The sequence below is a fragment of the Nocardioides sp. Soil796 genome, from assembly GCF_001429525.1.
Classification (GTDB): domain Bacteria; phylum Actinomycetota; class Actinomycetes; order Propionibacteriales; family Nocardioidaceae; genus Nocardioides.
In genome coordinates this window covers 394,451-410,883 of the sequence record NZ_LMSQ01000017.1, presented here as the reverse complement: position 1 = coordinate 410,883, position 16,433 = coordinate 394,451, and the positions used below count along the sequence as shown (strand labels likewise).

Sequence of the window (16,433 nt, the reverse complement as noted above, 5' to 3'; positions counted from 1 at the left end):
GCAGCGGCTGCGGCCAGCAGCATCTCCCCACGTCGACCCGAGGACGCCGCTAGCCTTCGCCCATGGACTGGCTCTCCGACCACTGGCTCGACATCCTCGGGTGGGGTGGCAGCACACTGCTGGTCTTCTCCCTGATGCAGGCCCGCGTGCTGCGCTTCCGGGTGCTCAACCTGGTCGCCTGTCTCGTGCTGGCCGTGTTCAACGGGCTCCTGGAGATCTGGCCGATGCTCGCCATGAACATCGTGCTCAGCGTGATCAACCTCTGGTTCATCGTGAGGCTGGTCTCGGCGCGTGACGACGCCACAGTCTTCGAGGTGCTCGAGGTCCGGCCCGACGACGCGTACGTCGCCCACGTGCTGCGCGGCAACCGGGCCGACATCGTGAGGTTCCAGCCGGACTTCGACACTCCTGCGTCAGACGACACCGTCTTCCTCGTCCAGAAGGGCCAGGAGACCGTCGGCGTCGTGGTGCTGGCCGTCGACGCCGGCACCGCCCACGTGCGACTCGACTACGTGACGCCGCGATTCCGCGACTTCTCGCCCGGCCGGTTCGTGTGGCGCAGCAGCAGCCTGCTCCGCGACCGCGGCATCCGGCGCGTGGTCACCTCTCCCACCATGGTCGGCCCGTACTACGACAGGCTCGGCTTCACCCACGACGGCTCGTCGTACGCGCTCGACGTGTAGCCGGTCACTCCCCGGCCCGACGTACGACGAACGTCGGCGGCGTGGTCAGGCTGCGACCCACGACGCAGTAGCGCTCGGTGGCCGCGGCCAGCTTCGCGAGGAGCGCGTCGTCGGCGCTGGTCTCCAGCTCGGCGTCCACCACGACGTCGCAGACCCCGACGGGTGCGTCGCGGTCGAGGCCGAGGGTGCCCCGGGCGTCGAAGGTGCCGTCCACCCGCAGGTGGGCGCCGGCAATCTCCACGCCGTACGCCGTCGCGACGGCACGGAGCGTCACCCCGGCACACGCAAGAAGCGCTTCGAGCAACAGGTCGCCACTGCAGGCGTCGTCGCCGGTGCCACCGGTGGCCGGGTGCAGGCCGGCCCGGACCGGCCCGGCGAATCCCTCGACGGTGCAGGTGACCCCGTCGTCCCGGTAGTCAGCGACGGCCGACACCGGGGTGACGGCGTCGGACGGGTTCGTGCGGTAGCGCGCCTTGAGCGGCGCCTGCGCGGCTCGCAGTTCCTCGGCATCCATGCGTCCATGGGAGCACGGAAACGGCCCCGGAGGGGCGAAGTGTCGGGCTCAGGCCTCGGCGCAGGCGCTGACCCAGCGGGCCAGGGCAGCCTTGGCGGCACCGCTGTCGATCGCCGCACGGGCCCGCTCCATGCCGGCCGCCACGCCCTCGGCGACGTCGTCGGTCTCGCCCGCGTGCACCGCGAGGGCCGCACCCGCGTTGAGCACGACGGCGTCCCGGACCGGTCCGGGCTCTCCGTCGAGGACCCGGCGAATGACGTCGGCGTTGTGCGCGGTGTCGCCGCCCCGGAGGTCCTCGGCGGTGGCCAGCGGAATGCCCAGCTCTCGGGGATCGATGCTGGACTGCTCGATCGACCCGTTGCGCACGGCCCAGACGGAGGACGTCGTCGTCGTGGTCAGCTCGTCGAGCCCGTCGTCGCCTCGGAAGACCAGGGCGTCGACGCCACGGTGGGCGAAGACACCGGCCAGCACCGGGGGCATGTCGGGAAAGGCGCAGCCGATGGCCGCGGCCGCCGGCTGGGCCGGGTTGGACAACGGACCGAGGATGTTGAAGAACGTGGCGATGCCGAGCTCCTTGCGCGGCACGCCGGCGTGGCGCAGGGCCGAGTGGAAGATCGGCGCGAAGCAGAAGGTGATCCCGGCCTTGGCCGCGACCTCGGCGACGGCGTCCGGTGCGAGGTCGAGTCGGACCCCCATTGCTTCGAGCACGTCGGCGGAACCCGACTTCGACGAGGCCGACCGGTTGCCGTGCTTGACCACCAGGGCACCTGCGCCGGCCGCGACGATCGCCGACATCGACGAGATGTTCACCGAGAAGGAACGGTCACCACCGGTGCCCACAATGTCGACGCTGCGACCGGGGATCTTCAGGGGCGTGGCCTTCTCGAACATCGCGTCAACCAGTCCGGTGACCTCCTCGACGGTCTCGCCCTTGGTGCGCAGCGCGACCGCGAAGGCGGCGATCTGCGACGGCGTGGCCGACCCGGAGAGGATCTCGCCCATGGCCCAGCGGGTCTGCTCGGCGGACAGGTCCGTGCGACCGATCGCCGTGGTGAGTACGTCGGGCCAGGTCAGGGCGCTCACGTGGCCGGCACCCGTGAGCGGAGCAGCCCGATCACGGATTCGGCGAGCTGGATCGGGTCGATCGGGTGCGACACGGCGGCCTCTGCCCGCGACCACGTGGCCAGCCAGGCGTCCTGCGGCCGACCGGTCAGCACCAGCACGGGCGGGCACTCGTAGATCTCGTCCTTGAGCTGCTTGGCGATGCCCATGCCGCCCGCCGGGACCGCCTCGCCGTCGAGGATCGCGAGGTCGACGTTGCCGGCGTCCATGTGCTGGATCACGACGGGCTCGGTGGCGACCTCGACGTACTCGAACTCGGGCAGGTCGGGGTGCGGACGGCGGCCGAGGGCGAGGATCACCTGCTGCCTGATGTTGACGTCGTCGCTGTAGACCAGGATCTGGAGCGGGGGCGCAGTGGTGTCGGTCACGGTGTCGATGCTATCCGGCGTCGGTGCCGGTGGTCTCGCGAGGTGGTTTCGACGCGTTCTCGGCCCGGGCCTCCTCGCGGTCCAGCCGGCGGTCCTCGCGCCTCGCCTCGGCGATCGACGCGCGCACCCACTGGGTGAACAGCACCCCGAAGAAGATCAACCCGATCAGGTCACCCGAGGCCCAGAGGATGCCGCCGGCCAGGTGCTGGTCGGAGGCGATGGACGGGAGCCAGGAGCCCATCGGGCCCTCGCGGAGCTCCCGGTAGTGGTCGCCGCCGATCATCGACTGCTGGTCCATGATCGTGATCCCGAGGAACGCGTGGAACGGCAGTGTCAGGACGATCAGCAGCAGGCGGAACGGGTAGCCCACGCGTCCCGGGACCGGATCGATGCCGAGCAGCGGCCAGAAGAACAGGGCACCCACCGTCACCAGGTGCACGTGCATGATCTCGTGGACGTACGTCGAGCTCAGCGAGGCGTCGTACCAACCGGAGAAGTAGAGCGCCCACGGCGAGAGCACGTAGAGCGCGAAGGCCAGCGGCGGGAAGGCGAGCACCGCCGCTACCCGCGAGTGCAGGGCGATCAGCAGCCACCCGCGGGGACCCCTGCTCGACGTGCCGGGCAGGGTGCGCAGGGCGAGCGTCACCGGAGCGCCCAGCGCCAGGAACAACGGCACCCACATCGACAGGATCATGTGCTGCACCATGTGCACGCTCAGCAGCGTCGTGTCGTACGTCGACACCCCCGAGGCGGTCACGAAGAGGAAGCCGCCCATGCCGGCCACCACGAAGGCCAGCGTCCGCCCGATCGGCCAGTGGTCGCCACGGCGCCTCAGCACCACGACTCCGGTCAGGTAGAGCCCGGTCACCCAGACTGCTCCAATGAAGAGCAACGGGTCCAGGGTCCAGGCGGTGAAGACACGCCCGAAAGTGAATTCGGGGAGGTCGACACCGGCCGTGAAAGGCGCGATCACACGGGGAAAGTCCACGGTGTGAACTTTATGACGCCCAAGATCAGGGGGTCGGGGTGCCCTCCGGCCGCGGTACAGACATAATGAGGCCCGTGGCGACTGCAACTGCGATTCCGGCGTCCCGTCTTCACGGGCATCATGACCGTCCCAGCATGGTCAGCGTAGGCACGATCATCTGGCTCTCCAGTGAGCTGATGTTCTTTGCTGCGCTGTTCGCGTGCTACTTCACGATCAGGGCCCAGAGCTCTGCCCTGTGGGCGAGCGAGACGGAGCTCCTGAACATCCCGTTCTCCTCGGCGAACACCACGATCCTGGTGCTCTCGTCGGTGACCTGCCAGCTGGGCGTCTTCGCCGCCGAGCGCGGCCAGGTCGGGCGCACGGGCTCTGTCTTCAACGTGAAGGGCTGGGGCCTGCGGGAGTGGTTCATCCTCACGTTCATCATGGGCGCCGTCTTCATCGGTGGTCAGGCCACCGAGTACGCCGAGCTCATCCACGAGGGCCTCACCATCCCGGCCAACGCCTACGGCACGGTCTTCTACCTGACCACCGGCTTCCACGGCATCCACGTGACCGGCGGCCTCATCGCCTTCCTGTTCGTCCTCGGACGGACCTACCTCGCGCGCAAGTTCACCCACGAGCAGGCGGTGAGCGCGATCGTCGTGTCCTACTACTGGCACTTCGTCGACGTCGTCTGGATCGCGCTGTTCGCGACCATCTATCTGATCAAGTAAGCCCGAAAGATCTAGGACCTAGGGACTGAACGTGCGTCTTCTCAATCGCCCACTCAACCGTGTGGCCGGCCGGCTCTCGCGGCACCGCAGGCGTCCCCTCGCCGGGCTGCTCGTGATGCTTCTCGGGCTGTTCTTCACCGGTGCCCTCTACGCCGCGTTCGCGCCGGCGTCTGCCGACAAGCAGAACGGCACCGATGATGCCGAGATCGCGCAGGGCCGCGAGCTGTTCCTCGTGGGCTGCGCCTTCTGCCACGGCCAGAACGGTGAAGGCATCACCAGCCAGACCGGCCAGCTCGGCCCGTCGCTGGTCGGTGTCGGCGCTGCCGCCGTCGACTTCCAGGTCGGCACCGGCCGTATGCCGATGGTCCAGCCCGGCCAGCAGGCCGCGGTCAAGGACAAGGTCTACACCGACGACGAGGTCAAGGCCCTCTCGGCGTACGTCGCCTCGCTCGGCCCCGGCCCGTCGATCCCCACCGAGGACGACTACTCGATCGACCACCTGAGCAAGGACGAGCAGCGCGAGGCCATCGTCAAGGGCGGCCAGCTGTTCCTGGCCAACTGCTCGGCCTGTCACAACTTCGAGGGCTCGGGCGGAGCCATGCCCGAGGGCAAGAAGGCCCCCAGCCTGCGCAAGACCTCGGACAAGCACCTCTACGAGGCCATGCTGACCGGCCCGCAGCAGATGGACGTCTTCTCCAACGGCAACATCGCCCCCGAGGACAAGGCCGCGATCATCGCCTACCTCAACTCCATCGAGGAGAACCCCGGGTACGGCGGCTTCAGCCTCGGCGGCATCGGCCCCGTGAGCGAGGGCATGTTCGCCTGGCTCCTGGGCATCGGCGGCCTGATCGGCTTCGCCTACTGGATCGCGGCGCACTCCGCGCGCTCCGAGAAGACCGAGCACACCGAGGAGACGCCCGCGTGAGCGACCACCACGACACCGAGTCGAACCACCTTCCGGCCTCCGTCGAGGAGCCGATCGCGAACCCGGGCCTCCCGGCCCACAAGCCGCGCCCGACCGACGTCGACGTCAAGGCCGAGCGCCGTGCCGAGCGACAGGTCGCCGCCTTCTTCGTCCTGTCGATGATCTGCGCCGTGCTGTTCTGCGTCGCCTACTTCACCCTCGACATCAAGGACGAGACCGACACGTTCATCGGCCTCGGCGCCTCCAACGTCGCCCTCGGTGCGACGCTGGGCCTGGCCCTGATGTTCATCGGCATCGGCGTCATCCACTGGGCCCGCAAGCTCATGGGCGACGTCGAGATCTTCGAGATGCGCCACCCCGCGGCGTCCTCCCCCGAGGACCGCGAGGAGACGCTGGCGCAGCTTTCCGCCGGTCTCGAGGAGTCGGGCATCGCCCGTCGTCCGCTGATCCGCAACACCATGCTCGGTGCCATGGGCATGCTCGGCCTGCCGCTGATCGTGGGCCTGCGGGACCTCGGCACCCTGCCCGGCAAGAAGCTCGAGAGCACCGTCTGGGCCAAGGGCACCCGCATCGTGCGCGACGTGACCGGCACCCCGGTCAAGCCGAGCCAGCTCGAGGTCGGCGACCTGATGAACGCCCAGCCCGAGGGTCTGGTCACCCTGCACCACGAGGAGGACGTCGCCGAGGGTGAGGCCCGCGGCGTCGAGTACCTCGAGGGTGTCGACCTCCAGGTCGCCAAGTCCAAGGCTGCCGTGATCCTGCTCCGCATGGAGCCCAAGGACCTCACGTTCTCCGAGCGCAGCCCGCAGAACTGGCAGGTCGACGGCATCGTGGCCTACTCCAAGATCTGCACACACGTCGGTTGCCCGATCTCCCTGAACGAGCAGCAGAGCCACCACCTGCTCTGCCCGTGCCACCAGTCGACCTTCGACCTCGCCGATGGCGGGCGCGTCGTGTTCGGTCCGGCTGCCCGCCCCCTCCCCCAGCTCCCGCTGAGGGTGGAGAATGGCTACCTCGTGGCACAGAGCGACTTCAGGGAACCAGTCGGACCTAGCTACTGGGAGCGTGACTCCAAATGAGCACATCCGCGAACGTGGGCGGCTCCGTGGCCTCCACCAACGGCAAGAGCGCGGCCTCGGCCAAGAAGCCCGGCCGCGGTGCCAAGGTCGTCGGCTGGGCCGACGAGCGGCTCGGCCTGGCCACTGCCGCCAAGAAGAACCTGCGCAAGGTCTTCCCGGACCACTGGTCCTTCATGCTCGGCGAGATCGCGCTGTGGAGCTTCGTCGTACTCCTCATCACCGGCGTCTTCCTGACCTTCTGGTTCAAGCCGTCGATGGTCGAGGTCCAGTACTTCGGCTCGTACGCCGAGCTCAACGGCATGCACATGTCCGAGGCCTTCGCCTCGACGCTGGACATCTCGTTCGACGTCCGCGGTGGCCTGATGGTGCGCCAGATGCACCACTGGGCGGCCATGCTCTTCATCGCCGCGATGCTCGTGCACATGATGCGCGTCTTCCTGACCGGCGCGTTCCGCAAGCCGCGTGAGGTCAACTGGATCATCGGCGGTGTGCTGATCCTGCTGGGCATCGTCGAAGGATTCGCGGGATACTCGCTCCCCGACGACCTGCTCTCCGGCACCGGCATGAGAATCGCCGACGGACTGGTCAAGGCCACCCCGGTGGTCGGCACCTACATGTCGTTCTTCATGTTCGGTGGCGAGTTCCCCGGCGACGACATCATCCCGCGCCTCTACATGGCGCACATCCTGCTGATCCCGGGCCTGATCCTGGCCCTGATCGCAGCCCACATGCTGCTGCTCGTCTACCACAAGCACACCCAGTGGCCTGGCCCCGGACGCACCGAGGAGAACGTCGTCGGCTTCCCGATGCTCCCGGTCTACATGGCCAAGGCCGGTGGCTTCTTCTTCATCGTGTTCGGCATGTGCGCCCTGATGGGCGGCCTGCTGACGATCAACCCGGTGTGGAAGTACGGGCCCTACGACCCGTCGAAGGTGACCGCAGGCTCGCAACCCGACTGGTACATGGGTATCGCCGAGGGCCTGCTGCGCATCATGCCCGGCTGGGAGACCCACCTCTGGGGCCACACCCTGTCGTGGAACATCTTCCTGCCCGGCCAGATCCTGCCCGTGGCCCTCCTCGTGACGGTGCTGGCCTGGCCGTTCCTGGAGGCCTGGGTGACCGGCGACAAGCGGGAGCACCACCTGCTCCAGCGTCCGCGCAACGCCCCCGGGCGCACTGCCTTCCTGTCCGCGATGATCACCCTCTACGGGCTGCTCTGGGCCGCCGGCGGCAACGACGTGCTCGCCGTGCTGTTCCACCTGAACCTGAACCACATCACCTACTTCATGCGTGGTGCAGTGTTCGTCATCCCGGTGATCGTGTTCATCTTCACCAAGCGGTGGTGCATCTCGCTGCAGCGTCACGACAACGAGAAGCTGCTGCACGGCTACGAGACCGGCATCATCATGCGGTCCGCGGAGGGCGGCTACACCGAGCGTCACCTGCCGATCAGCGCGGACAGCGCCTACACGCTCACCGCGCGCGACCGTGACCAGGTGTTCGTCCCGGGCTCGGGTGTCGACGCCAACGGCGTGGCCTCCAAGGACGGCAAGCTCGACGGCGTCCGCGGCAAGTTGTCCACGGCCCTGTTCGCCGACAACATGCAGAAGCCGACCGCCCAGGAGCTCGAGGAGGCGCACCACCACGCCGACGACGAGCACGCCCACGAGATCGAGGCCGGTCTCGACCACTCGGCGGACGGCCACCAGTTCGACGGCCGTCACCCGGTCGACGGTGAGGCCCTGCGCGGCGATCACTGATCCACTGGTCAGATCAGCACCACACGAACCCCGCACCACCTCCTCGGAGGTAGTGCGGGGTTCGTCATTGATCGACCTGTCGCCAGTTCCGGTCGACCTGTCGCCAGTCCGGCCGTTGGGCGCGTCCGGGAATGTCCGCGCCCCACCTTTGGTTGAATCTTCAACACTTGCTGTGGAGGAGATCCCATGAACGTCAAGCTCGGACTCGACACCTTCGGCGACGTGACCGTCGACCCCGACGGCACGAAGTTGAGTCATGCCGAAGTGCTGCGCAACGTCGTCGACGAGATCGTGCTGGCCGACCAGGTCGGCGTTGACGCGTTCGGCGTCGGCGAGCACCACCGCGACGACTTCGCCGTCTCGGCCCCCGACGTGGTCCTGGCTGCTGCCGCCTCGCGCACCGAGCGGATCATCCTCGGTACGGCCGTCACCGTGCTCTCCTCCGACGACCCCATTCGGGTCTACGAGCGCTTCGCCACTCTCGATGCACTCTCGAACGGCCGGGCCGAGGTGACCCTGGGGCGGGGTTCCTTCACCGAGTCCTTCCCGCTCTTCGGCCTCGACCTGGCCGACTACGAGGTGCTGTTCGAGGAGAAGCTCGATCTCTTCGCCGCCCTGCGGCGGGAGGACGCCGTCTCGTGGAAGGGCACCACCCGTCCCCCGCTGGAGCCCACCCACGTCTTCCCCAAGACCGAGCGCGGCACGTTGAGCACCTGGATCGGCGTCGGAGGCTCACCCGAGTCCGTCGTACGCGCAGCTCGGCACGGCATCCCGATGATGCTGGCCATCATCGGCGGAGATCCTGCCCGCTTCGCACCGTTCGCCGACCTCTACCGTCGTGCGCTCGCCGAGTTCGACAGCCCCGAGCTGCCGATCGGGGTGCACTCCCCCGGTTTTGTCGCGGCCACCGATGCCGAGGCGCGTGAGCAGCTGTTTCCGCACTTCAAGGCCAACCGCGACCGCATCGGACGTGAGCGGGGCTGGGCTCCGGCCACCCGGGAGCAGTTCGAGGCCGAGGCCGACCACGGCGCGCTCTTCGTCGGCTCTTCCGAGACGGTGGCCCGCAAGATCGCCACCACCGTCGAGACGCTGGGCCTGAGCCGCTTCGACCTGAAGTACAGCAACGGCACCATGCCGCACGAGCAGCTGATGGACTCGATCGGTCGCTACGGCACCGAGGTCATTCCTCGGGTCCGTGAGCTGCTCAACTGACCCGTCGCCAGTTCAGGTCGACCCGTCGCCAGTTCAGGTCGACCTGTCGCGTGTTCAGGTCCGATCACCGCAGACGGCGCCGTGCGGCTTCGATGCCAGAGATGATGATGCCCTCGACATCTCCATGGACTCCGAAGAGATTCTCCTTGCGCACGACGTCGATGATCCAGCCATGCCGCCGTCGGATCCATGCCCGTCGCTGCCGGTCATGCGGCTCGTCCTCCTCGCCGTGAAAGTCCTCGCCGTCGTACTCGACGGCGTACTTCAAGTGCGGGACACCCAGGTCCAGGAAGTAGGACCCGAAGGGCGAGGCGACCTTGATCTGAAGGTCCGGTTTCGGCACGGAGGGTATCCGGAGCCACTTGGAGCGGGTGGCACTCTCCGCCGGTGAGCCGCTGCGACCGTCGACATGCGGAGCCAGGTCCCGAAGTTGTACGACGCCGCGTGCCCGCTTGAACCGATCAGCCCCCAGAATCAACTCGTCGTTGGTGAAGCCGTGTTGCCGCTGCAAAGCGTCCATGACGCCCAACGCCTGGTCCCTGTGGAGCAGGCGCCCGACGTCGAGGGCAGTACGCAACGGTGTGGTCACCTCTATTCCATCGATCGACATGACGTCGTCCGGACCAAAGGAACGCTCCCCACTGCGGGTCAGGCCATTGCGGAGTCGATAGCCTGGTCGCCGAAACACCGAGACCTTCGGCACGACCAGGTGATCGCCGGGTGCCAGGACGCGAGGTGCGCCGAGGAGCCATGCCGCCGTACGGTCGGTGACGACCGCATCCTCCGGGACTACACACGTGAGGCATGCGATGCGCAATGCCAGGTCCTCTTCCAGGTGCGCGCCGTAGTAGACGCCCCGCATCGGATGCTGCAGGGTCCCGGATGCAACGCCGGCGGCCAGATCAGCATCGCGGAGCCCCCACCCCAGGGCTTCCCGACGGGTGAACGGGCGGCCGGGAAGCACGAGCCGACCAGGACCGACGTAAGTTGCCAACATGTTCATGCCCGCAAGGATCGGCAATCCAGGAGTCATCCGCTCCGGTCAGCGAGCAACCTGTGGACAACTGCGGCAAAAAGCTGCATGGGGGCGAAAACTGGCGACGGGTCGGCGTGAACTCACGACAGGTCAACCGGAACTGGCGACAGGTCGTCACGAACTGGCGACAGGTCAGAGTGCGGAGCCCTGCTTGTAGGTCGCGAACGACTCGTTCCAGTCGCCGTACCCGTTGTCGAGGGTCATCGGACGGTCGGTGCCGGTGTACTCGACCACGTCGCCCCGCTTGGAGATGTTGTAGATCCAGGCGGCGTTCTCGGTGGACATGCCGGTGCAGCCGTGCGACACGTTCGCGTAGCCCTGGGAGCCGACCGACCACGGCGCGGCATGCAGGAACTCACCGCTCGAGGTGACCCGCATGGCGTACTCGACGTCGTCGATGTCGTAGGCGTCGGAGCTGCCGGCCGGGATGCCCACGGTCTCGGAGTTCATCCGCTTGGTGCGGTACTTCTCCATGATCACCTTCACCCCGCTGCGGGTGGTGAAGCCGGCCTTGCCGGTGGTGATCGGCGTGGTCCGGACCAGCTTGCCGTTCACGAACGTCTTCATCTGGTGGGTCTGGGCGTTGACCTTGCTGATCACCGCGTCACCGACGTGGAACGAGACGGTGCGGGAGTCCTGGCCGTAGATGCCCTGTCCGGCGGGGAGCGCGTTGATGTCGAGGTCGACGGTGACGTCGCTGCCGGCCTTCCAGTACGCCGCGGGGCGGTAGTGCACCAGGGTGTCGCTCATCCAGTGCCACGTGCCCTTCTGGGCCGGCGTCGTGGTGACCGTCATGTGCTTCTCGAAGGCCTTCTTGTCGGTGACCGGCAGGTCGAAGTTCACGATGATCGGCATGCCGACCCCGACCGTCTCACCCTCGAGGGGAGCGACGGCGGCGTAGGTCTGCTGGTCGAGGGTCAGGTCGACCGTGGTGAACCGACGCGACGAGTTGTCGACGTCGCCATCGGCGTTCTCCGTGGTGGTCCTCACGACGTACGTCGTGCCGGGTTCGAGCAGCTGCGTGGCGTGCCAGGTGCTGCCGTCGCTGGCCAGGGTGCCCTTGATCGGCTCGGCTCCGGCAGCCTTGACCAGCACCTTGGTGATGGTGCCGTTGCTGGCCTTGACGCGGACCACGTGGTTCACCGGGACGGCCTTGCGGGGGCCGACATTGCTGCTCAGGACGACGTCGTCGACGCCGTCAACCGAGCCCGGTCTGCCCTGCGAGTCGGAGGAGTTGTCCGAGTCGTCGGAGGAGGAGTCACCGGTCGCGTTGCTGCACGCGGAGAGTCCCGCAGTGAGCAGGGCGATGCCGGCGAGCGCGACGGCGGCGCGCGTGCCGCGACGGCGCGTGGGCAGTGCAGTCATGTCGGTCTCCCCCGTGGAAAGCTCAGTCGGTCCGAGAACAGGCTACCCCGACCAGTGCAACACGAAGCCCCGCCGAGACGTGAACGTGGTCACCTACGGCGGGGCTGCATGGCAGGGATCAGTGGGCGTGTTCCCCGCGGTAGTACTCGAAGATCCAGCCGCACAGGGCCAGGGTTCCGAAGACGCCGCCGATGATCAGCAGCCACCACGCGGCAAGCGCGATCGCGAAGGTGCACAGGGCCATCGTGAGGCTGCACCACAGCGGCCACCATGAGTAGGGCGGGAAGAAGCCCAGCTCACCGGCGCCGTCAGCGATCTCGGCGTCCTTGCGGTCCTCGGGCCGCGGCTCCATGCGCGAGGCGTGGAAACCGAGGTAGAGCGACACCATCGCGACCAGCAGTGCGGACATGACGAGCGCCGTGGTGCCCGTCCAGTCACCGGCGATGAACCAGTACGCCGGTGCGACCAGGGCAAAGAAGATCGTCGTGATGACGAAGATCCAGGTCTCAGCCTTCATCAGGCGTTCTCCTCCGGGGTTCCATCGGTGCGGTCATTGAGCATTTCCTTGCGCCCCTGCACCTCAGGGGTGTCAGAGATTCCGTCGAAGTCGTTCTCCTCGAGCTCGAGGGCGGCGATCTCCGGGTGGTGCAGGTCGAAGGCCGGCGACTCCGAACGGATCCGCGGGATCGAGACGAAGTTGTGTCGCGGGGGCGGGCAGCTCGTGGCCCACTCCAGCGAACGACCCCAGCCCCACGGGTCGTCGACCTCGACCAGGCGCGACTTGCGGCTGATCCAGACGTTGTAGAGGAACGGCAGCGTCGAGGCACCGAGCAGGAACGCACCGATGGTGGACACCTGGTTCAGGACCGTGAAGCCGTCGTCGGGCTGGTAGTCGGCGTACCGGCGAGGCATGCCCTCGACACCCAGCCAGTGCTGGACCAGGAAGGTGGTGTGGAAGCCGACGAACAGCAGCCAGAAGTGGAGCTTGCCGAGGCGCTCGTTGAGCATGCGCCCGGTCATCTTCGGCCACCAGAAGTAGAAGCCGGCGAACATCGCGAACACCACCGTGCCGAACACCACGTAGTGGAAGTGCGCCACCACGAAGTAGGAGTCGGAGACGTGGAAGTCGAGCGGCGGGCTGGCCAGGATGACACCGGTCAGGCCACCGAAAAGGAAGGTGGTGAGGAAGCCGATCGTCCACAGCATCGGGGTGTCGAACGACAGGGAGCCGCCCCACATCGTGCCTATCCAGTTGAAGAACTTCACTCCTGTGGGCACCGCGATCAGGAAGGTCATGCCCGAGAAGAAGGGCAGGTTCACCTCTCCGGTCACGAACATGTGGTGGGCCCACACGGCGACCGAGAGGATAGCGATGCCGAGCGTGGCGCCGACCAGGCCGACGTACCCGAAGATCGGCTTGCGGCTGAACACCGGAAGGATCTCGGTCACGATGCCGAAGAACGGCAGGGCGATGATGTAGACCTCGGGGTGCCCGAAGAACCAGAACAGGTGTTGCCACAGCAGCGCGCCGCCATGTTCGGCGTCGAAGACGTGGGCCCCGAGCAGTCGGTCCGCCTCGAGGGAGAGCAGCGCGCCACCGAGGATCGGGAAGGCAAGGAGCACCAGCAGGCTGGTGATCAGGACGTTCCACACGAAGATCGGCATGCGGAACATGGTCATGCCGGGCGCGCGCATGCAGATGATCGTGGTGATGAAGTTGACCGCACCGAGGATCGTGCCGATACCGGCCATCCAGAGGCCCATGATCCACAGGTCGCCGCCGATGCCGGGCGAGCGCACTTCGTTGGAGAGCGGCGCATAGGCGAACCAGCCGAAGTCAGCCGCACCCTGCGGGGTGAGGAAGCCGGACGCCGCGATGAGGCCGCCCCAGAGGAACAGCCAGTAGCTGAACATGTTGAGGCGCGGGAACGCGACGTCGGGCGAGCCGATCTGCAGCGGCATGATCACGTTGGCGAAGCCGAAGAACAGCGGCGTCGCGAAGAGCAGCAGCATGATCGTGCCGTGCATGGTGAACAGCTGGTTGTAGACCTCGTCGGTGACCACCTGGTTGCCCGGGTAGGCCAGCTCGGAACGGATCAGCATGGCCATCAGGCCGCCGACCATGAACCACGCGAACGACGTGATGAGGTACATCTTGCCGATCAGCTTGTGATCGGTGGTGGTGAGGATGCGGACCACCTGCTGGCCCAGCGGCTTGCGGCCGCCCGCCAGCTCTTCGGTGGGATGTGCTGCCGTGGCGGTCACTCGTCGCCTCCGTTGGACTCGTGCTCTTGGGCCTCGTCGAGGCCGACCTGGGTGACGGCATCCGAGCCGCCGAGGAGCGGGTGGTCAGCCTGGGGGATCGTGGTGAGGTACTGCTCGTAATCGGCCTGGCTGACGACCTTGACGTTGAAGAGCATGCGCGAGTGCGAGACACCGCACAGCTCGGTGCACTTGCCCATGAACGTGCCCTCCTTGGTCGTGTGGACCTGGAAGGAGTTGCGCTCCTCGCCCTCCTGCCCCGGGAACACGTCCATCTTCATCAGGAACGCGGGGACCCAGAAGCCGTGGATGACGTCGGGCGACGACAGCTTGAACTCGATGGTCTGGTCGACCGGCAGCACCAGCGTCGGGATGTCGCGCGCGGTGCCGGCCACGTAGTGGACCGAACCGTCGACGTCGGTGGGGTCGTCGGTGTGGTTGAAGGTCCACGACCACTGCTGTCCGACGACCTGGATGACCTGGTCAGGGTTGTCGACCTCGTCGAGCACCTTGTTCTGCACGTCGACGGTGTGGAAGAAGAACACGATCACCATCATGATCGGCGCGATCGTGTAGAAGATCTCGAGCGGCAGGTTGTAGCGCGTCTGGACCGGGATCTCGTCGTCGCTGCGGCGACGGTAGCGCCAGGCCACGTAGAAGATCAGGCCCCAGACAATGATGCCGGTGACGAGCGCGGCCACCCAGGACCACTTCCACAGATCGGCGATGTACTGGCCCTGCTCAGTGGCAGGCGAGTCGGCAGGCATGGCCCAACGGCTTGCCTGTGCCTTGCTCTCGGCAGAACATGCGCCCAACATGAGGAAGCTGATGCCCAGCATCGCGCCCAGCGCCAACTGCCGGGCGCGCTTGGGGAGTTGCAGACCCACGAACGAGCCTCTCTCTAAGTCGTAACGGTTAGTTGGCACACTATCGGAACCCTGACGGCGTTAGCGCGACAGGTCGGCAGGTAAGTTCCCGGTGTGAGATATGCCTCTGCCCCGAGCCAGCCGTGACCGGCTCCGCGTACCTCGATGCCGCGTCCTCGGAGCCACTGCACCCCGCCGCCCGGGACACCCTGATGGCTGCCCTGGAACACGGGTACGCCGATCCGCGGCGCCTCCACGGCCCGGCCCGCAACGCGCGCCTCATGCTCGACAACGCCCGCGAGGTGGTCGCCACCTGCCTCGGCGTACGACCCGACGAGGTGACGTTCACCCCGAGCGGCACGCACGCCGTACACCTCGGAGTGCTGGGCCTCCTCGCCGGTCGGGCGCGGGTGTCCCCCGTGCTCGCCCACAGCGCCGTCGAGCACTCGAGTGTGGTGCACGCAGCCCAGTGGCACGCGGCCCGCGGGGGCGAGGTCGTCGAGCTCCCCGTCGACCGCGAAGGACGGTCCTCCACCGAGCTCCCCGACGGCCCGCTCGGGCTGGTCGCCGTCCAGGCCGCCAACCACGAGGTGGGCACGATCCAGCCCGTCGAGCAGGTCGCCGAGGCGGCCGGCGAGACCCCGCTGTTCATGGACGCCTGTGCCGCCGCGGGCCGGGTCGCGCTGCCCGACGGCTGGGCGGCCGCGGCGGTCTCGGCACACAAGTGGGGAGGCCCGGCCGGGGTCGGGGCCCTCGTGGTGCGCAAGGGCGCTCGCTGGCGCCAGCCGTTCCCCGGCGACGACCGCATCGACGAGCGCACGACCGGCTTCGAGAACGTGCCCGGCGCCCTGGCCGCCGCGGCCGCGCTGCAGGCGATGACCGCCGAGCGCGACGACCTGGCCGCCCGCCAGCACGCGCTGGTCGACGAGATCCGCACCCGGGTCGCAGCCACCGTGCCGGACGTCGAGGTGGTCGGTTCCGCCGATCACCGGCTCCCCCACCTGGTCACGTTCTCGTGCCTGTACGTCGACGGCGAGGCCCTGGTCGCCGAGCTGGACCGACGTGGCTTCGGTGTGGCCTCCGGGTCCGCCTGCACCGCCTCGACGCTCGAGCCCAGTCACGTGCTGGCGGCGATGGGCGTGCTCACCCACGGCAACGTCCGGGTGTCACTGACCCGGGACGTCGACCGCACGCAGGTCGACGCCTTCCTCGACGTGCTGCCCGAGGTGGTCGCCGCGATCAGGGCGGAGGCCGGCCTGTGACCTCGTCGGTGGACGACTGGGCCCTCGAGCTCGACTGCCGCGGCATGCGCTGCCCGGCCCCGATCATCGAGCTCGCCCGACACCACACCGAGGTCGAGGTCGGCGAGCTCGTGGCCGTCATCGCCACGGACGTCGCTGCCCGGGTCGACGTACCGGCCTGGTGCCGCATGCGCCAGCAGGAGTACGTCGGCGAGTCGGTCGCCGACGACGGCACGCCGGTCTACGTGGTGCGACGGGTGAGTTGAGGCAGGTGCCTCCCTCACCGAATCCGCTGACGC

17 protein-coding genes are annotated in these 16,433 nt (G+C 67.8%); 8 read left to right on the top strand and 9 right to left on the bottom strand.

Going from position 1 to position 16,433, the window contains the following annotated elements:
* Positions 1-62 precede the first annotated feature (62 nt).
* Entirely contained in the window at positions 63-683 is a 621-nt protein-coding gene (locus tag ASH02_RS09000) for a YgjV family protein (RefSeq protein WP_057294620.1), read from the top strand.
* Between the two features lie 4 nt (positions 684-687).
* Here ASH02_RS09000 and ASH02_RS08995 read toward each other — a convergent pair whose 3' ends face one another.
* From ASH02_RS08995 to ASH02_RS08980, 4 genes are read right to left on the bottom strand one after another with little or no spacing between them, the layout of a single operon-like run.
* Positions 688-1,197: an OsmC family protein gene (locus ASH02_RS08995; protein ID WP_057294619.1), complete on the bottom strand. Its 510-nt coding sequence runs from the start codon at positions 1,195-1,197 to the stop codon at positions 688-690.
* Positions 1,198-1,245: 48 nt separating this feature from the next.
* Positions 1,246-2,280, bottom strand: coding sequence for an anthranilate phosphoribosyltransferase (gene trpD / locus ASH02_RS08990; protein WP_056676581.1), 1,035 nt, complete (start codon positions 2,278-2,280; stop codon positions 1,246-1,248).
* Positions 2,277-2,687, bottom strand: coding sequence for an Rv3143 family two-component system response regulator (locus ASH02_RS08985; protein ID WP_056676578.1), 411 nt, complete (start codon positions 2,685-2,687; stop codon positions 2,277-2,279). Before ASH02_RS08985 ends, trpD begins: the two co-directional genes overlap by 4 nt.
* A gap of 10 nt (positions 2,688-2,697) precedes the next feature.
* Positions 2,698-3,675 carry a cytochrome c oxidase assembly protein gene (locus tag ASH02_RS08980; RefSeq protein ID WP_235530027.1) on the bottom strand — a complete coding sequence of 326 codons (978 nt, stop codon included), beginning with the start codon at positions 3,673-3,675 and terminating at the stop codon, positions 2,698-2,700.
* A 65-nt stretch (positions 3,676-3,740) separates the two neighbouring features.
* Here ASH02_RS08980 and ctaE point away from each other — a divergent pair, with 65 nt between their 5' ends.
* The 5 genes from ctaE (at position 3,741) to ASH02_RS08955 (ending at position 9,364) form a co-directional block, all read left to right on the top strand.
* Positions 3,741-4,388 carry an aa3-type cytochrome oxidase subunit III gene (gene ctaE / locus ASH02_RS08975; RefSeq protein WP_056676573.1) on the top strand — a complete coding sequence of 216 codons (648 nt, stop codon included), beginning with the start codon at positions 3,741-3,743 and terminating at the stop codon, positions 4,386-4,388.
* A gap of 31 nt (positions 4,389-4,419) precedes the next feature.
* The gene (qcrC, locus tag ASH02_RS08970) at positions 4,420-5,313 is read left to right on the top strand and encodes a cytochrome bc1 complex diheme cytochrome c subunit (protein WP_442938384.1); all 894 of its coding nucleotides are present in this window, start codon (positions 4,420-4,422) and stop codon (positions 5,311-5,313) included.
* Complete coding sequence (gene qcrA / locus ASH02_RS08965) at positions 5,310-6,392, top strand: cytochrome bc1 complex Rieske iron-sulfur subunit (RefSeq protein WP_056676570.1); 1,083 nt, start codon at positions 5,310-5,312, stop codon at positions 6,390-6,392. The genes qcrC and qcrA overlap by 4 nt, the downstream gene beginning before the upstream one ends.
* Positions 6,389-8,152: a cytochrome bc1 complex cytochrome b subunit gene (gene qcrB / locus ASH02_RS08960; protein ID WP_057294618.1), complete on the top strand. Its 1,764-nt coding sequence runs from the start codon at positions 6,389-6,391 to the stop codon at positions 8,150-8,152. The genes qcrA and qcrB overlap by 4 nt, the downstream gene beginning before the upstream one ends.
* Positions 8,153-8,338: 186 nt before the next feature.
* Positions 8,339-9,364: an LLM class flavin-dependent oxidoreductase gene (locus ASH02_RS08955; RefSeq protein WP_057294617.1), complete on the top strand. Its 1,026-nt coding sequence runs from the start codon at positions 8,339-8,341 to the stop codon at positions 9,362-9,364.
* 64 nt (positions 9,365-9,428) lie between these two features.
* Here ASH02_RS08955 and ASH02_RS08950 read toward each other — a convergent pair whose 3' ends face one another.
* The 5 genes from ASH02_RS08950 to ctaC form a co-directional block, all read right to left on the bottom strand.
* Positions 9,429-10,367 (bottom strand): hypothetical protein, encoded by a 939-nt coding sequence (locus ASH02_RS08950; RefSeq protein ID WP_057294616.1) that lies wholly within the window; start codon positions 10,365-10,367, stop codon positions 9,429-9,431.
* Positions 10,368-10,532: 165 nt separating this feature from the next.
* Positions 10,533-11,765, bottom strand: a complete 1,233-nt coding sequence (locus ASH02_RS08945) for a L,D-transpeptidase (protein ID WP_056890785.1) — start codon at positions 11,763-11,765, stop codon at positions 10,533-10,535.
* Positions 11,766-11,883: 118 nt separating this feature from the next.
* On the bottom strand, positions 11,884-12,282 hold the full coding sequence (locus tag ASH02_RS08940) for a cytochrome c oxidase subunit 4 (protein WP_056676555.1): 399 nt from the start codon (positions 12,280-12,282) through the stop codon (positions 11,884-11,886).
* On the bottom strand, positions 12,282-14,030 hold the full coding sequence (gene ctaD, locus ASH02_RS08935; protein ID WP_056676552.1) for an aa3-type cytochrome oxidase subunit I: 1,749 nt from the start codon (positions 14,028-14,030) through the stop codon (positions 12,282-12,284). The genes ASH02_RS08940 and ctaD overlap by 1 nt, the downstream gene beginning before the upstream one ends.
* Positions 14,027-14,914, bottom strand: a complete 888-nt coding sequence (ctaC, locus tag ASH02_RS08930; protein ID WP_235532482.1) for an aa3-type cytochrome oxidase subunit II — start codon at positions 14,912-14,914, stop codon at positions 14,027-14,029. The genes ctaD and ctaC overlap by 4 nt, the downstream gene beginning before the upstream one ends.
* Before the next feature lie 122 nt (positions 14,915-15,036).
* On the opposite strand from ctaC, the gene ASH02_RS08925 reads away from it, so the two are divergent.
* Complete coding sequence (locus ASH02_RS08925) at positions 15,037-16,155, top strand: cysteine desulfurase family protein (protein ID WP_057294615.1); 1,119 nt, start codon at positions 15,037-15,039, stop codon at positions 16,153-16,155.
* Positions 16,152-16,400, top strand: a complete 249-nt coding sequence (locus tag ASH02_RS08920) for a sulfurtransferase TusA family protein (RefSeq protein ID WP_082563512.1) — start codon at positions 16,152-16,154, stop codon at positions 16,398-16,400. Before ASH02_RS08925 ends, ASH02_RS08920 begins: the two co-directional genes overlap by 4 nt.
* Positions 16,401-16,433: the final 33 nt, after the last annotated feature.

Excerpts from the sequence above, each read along its gene's own strand:
- ASH02_RS09000 (WP_057294620.1), top strand. The coding sequence starts at position 63 with ATGGACTGGCTCTCCGACCACTGGCTCGACATCCTCGGGTGGGGTGGC.
- ASH02_RS08995 (WP_057294619.1), bottom strand. The coding sequence starts at position 1,197 with ATGGATGCCGAGGAACTGCGAGCCGCGCAGGCGCCGCTCAAGGCGCGC.
- ctaE (WP_056676573.1), top strand. The coding sequence starts at position 3,741 with ATGAGGCCCGTGGCGACTGCAACTGCGATTCCGGCGTCCCGTCTTCAC.
- qcrB (WP_057294618.1), top strand. The coding sequence starts at position 6,389 with ATGAGCACATCCGCGAACGTGGGCGGCTCCGTGGCCTCCACCAACGGC.
- ASH02_RS08955 (WP_057294617.1), top strand. The coding sequence starts at position 8,339 with ATGAACGTCAAGCTCGGACTCGACACCTTCGGCGACGTGACCGTCGAC.
- ASH02_RS08950 (WP_057294616.1), bottom strand. The coding sequence starts at position 10,367 with ATGAACATGTTGGCAACTTACGTCGGTCCTGGTCGGCTCGTGCTTCCC.
- ASH02_RS08945 (WP_056890785.1), bottom strand. The coding sequence starts at position 11,765 with ATGACTGCACTGCCCACGCGCCGTCGCGGCACGCGCGCCGCCGTCGCG.
- ASH02_RS08940 (WP_056676555.1), bottom strand. The coding sequence starts at position 12,282 with ATGAAGGCTGAGACCTGGATCTTCGTCATCACGACGATCTTCTTTGCC.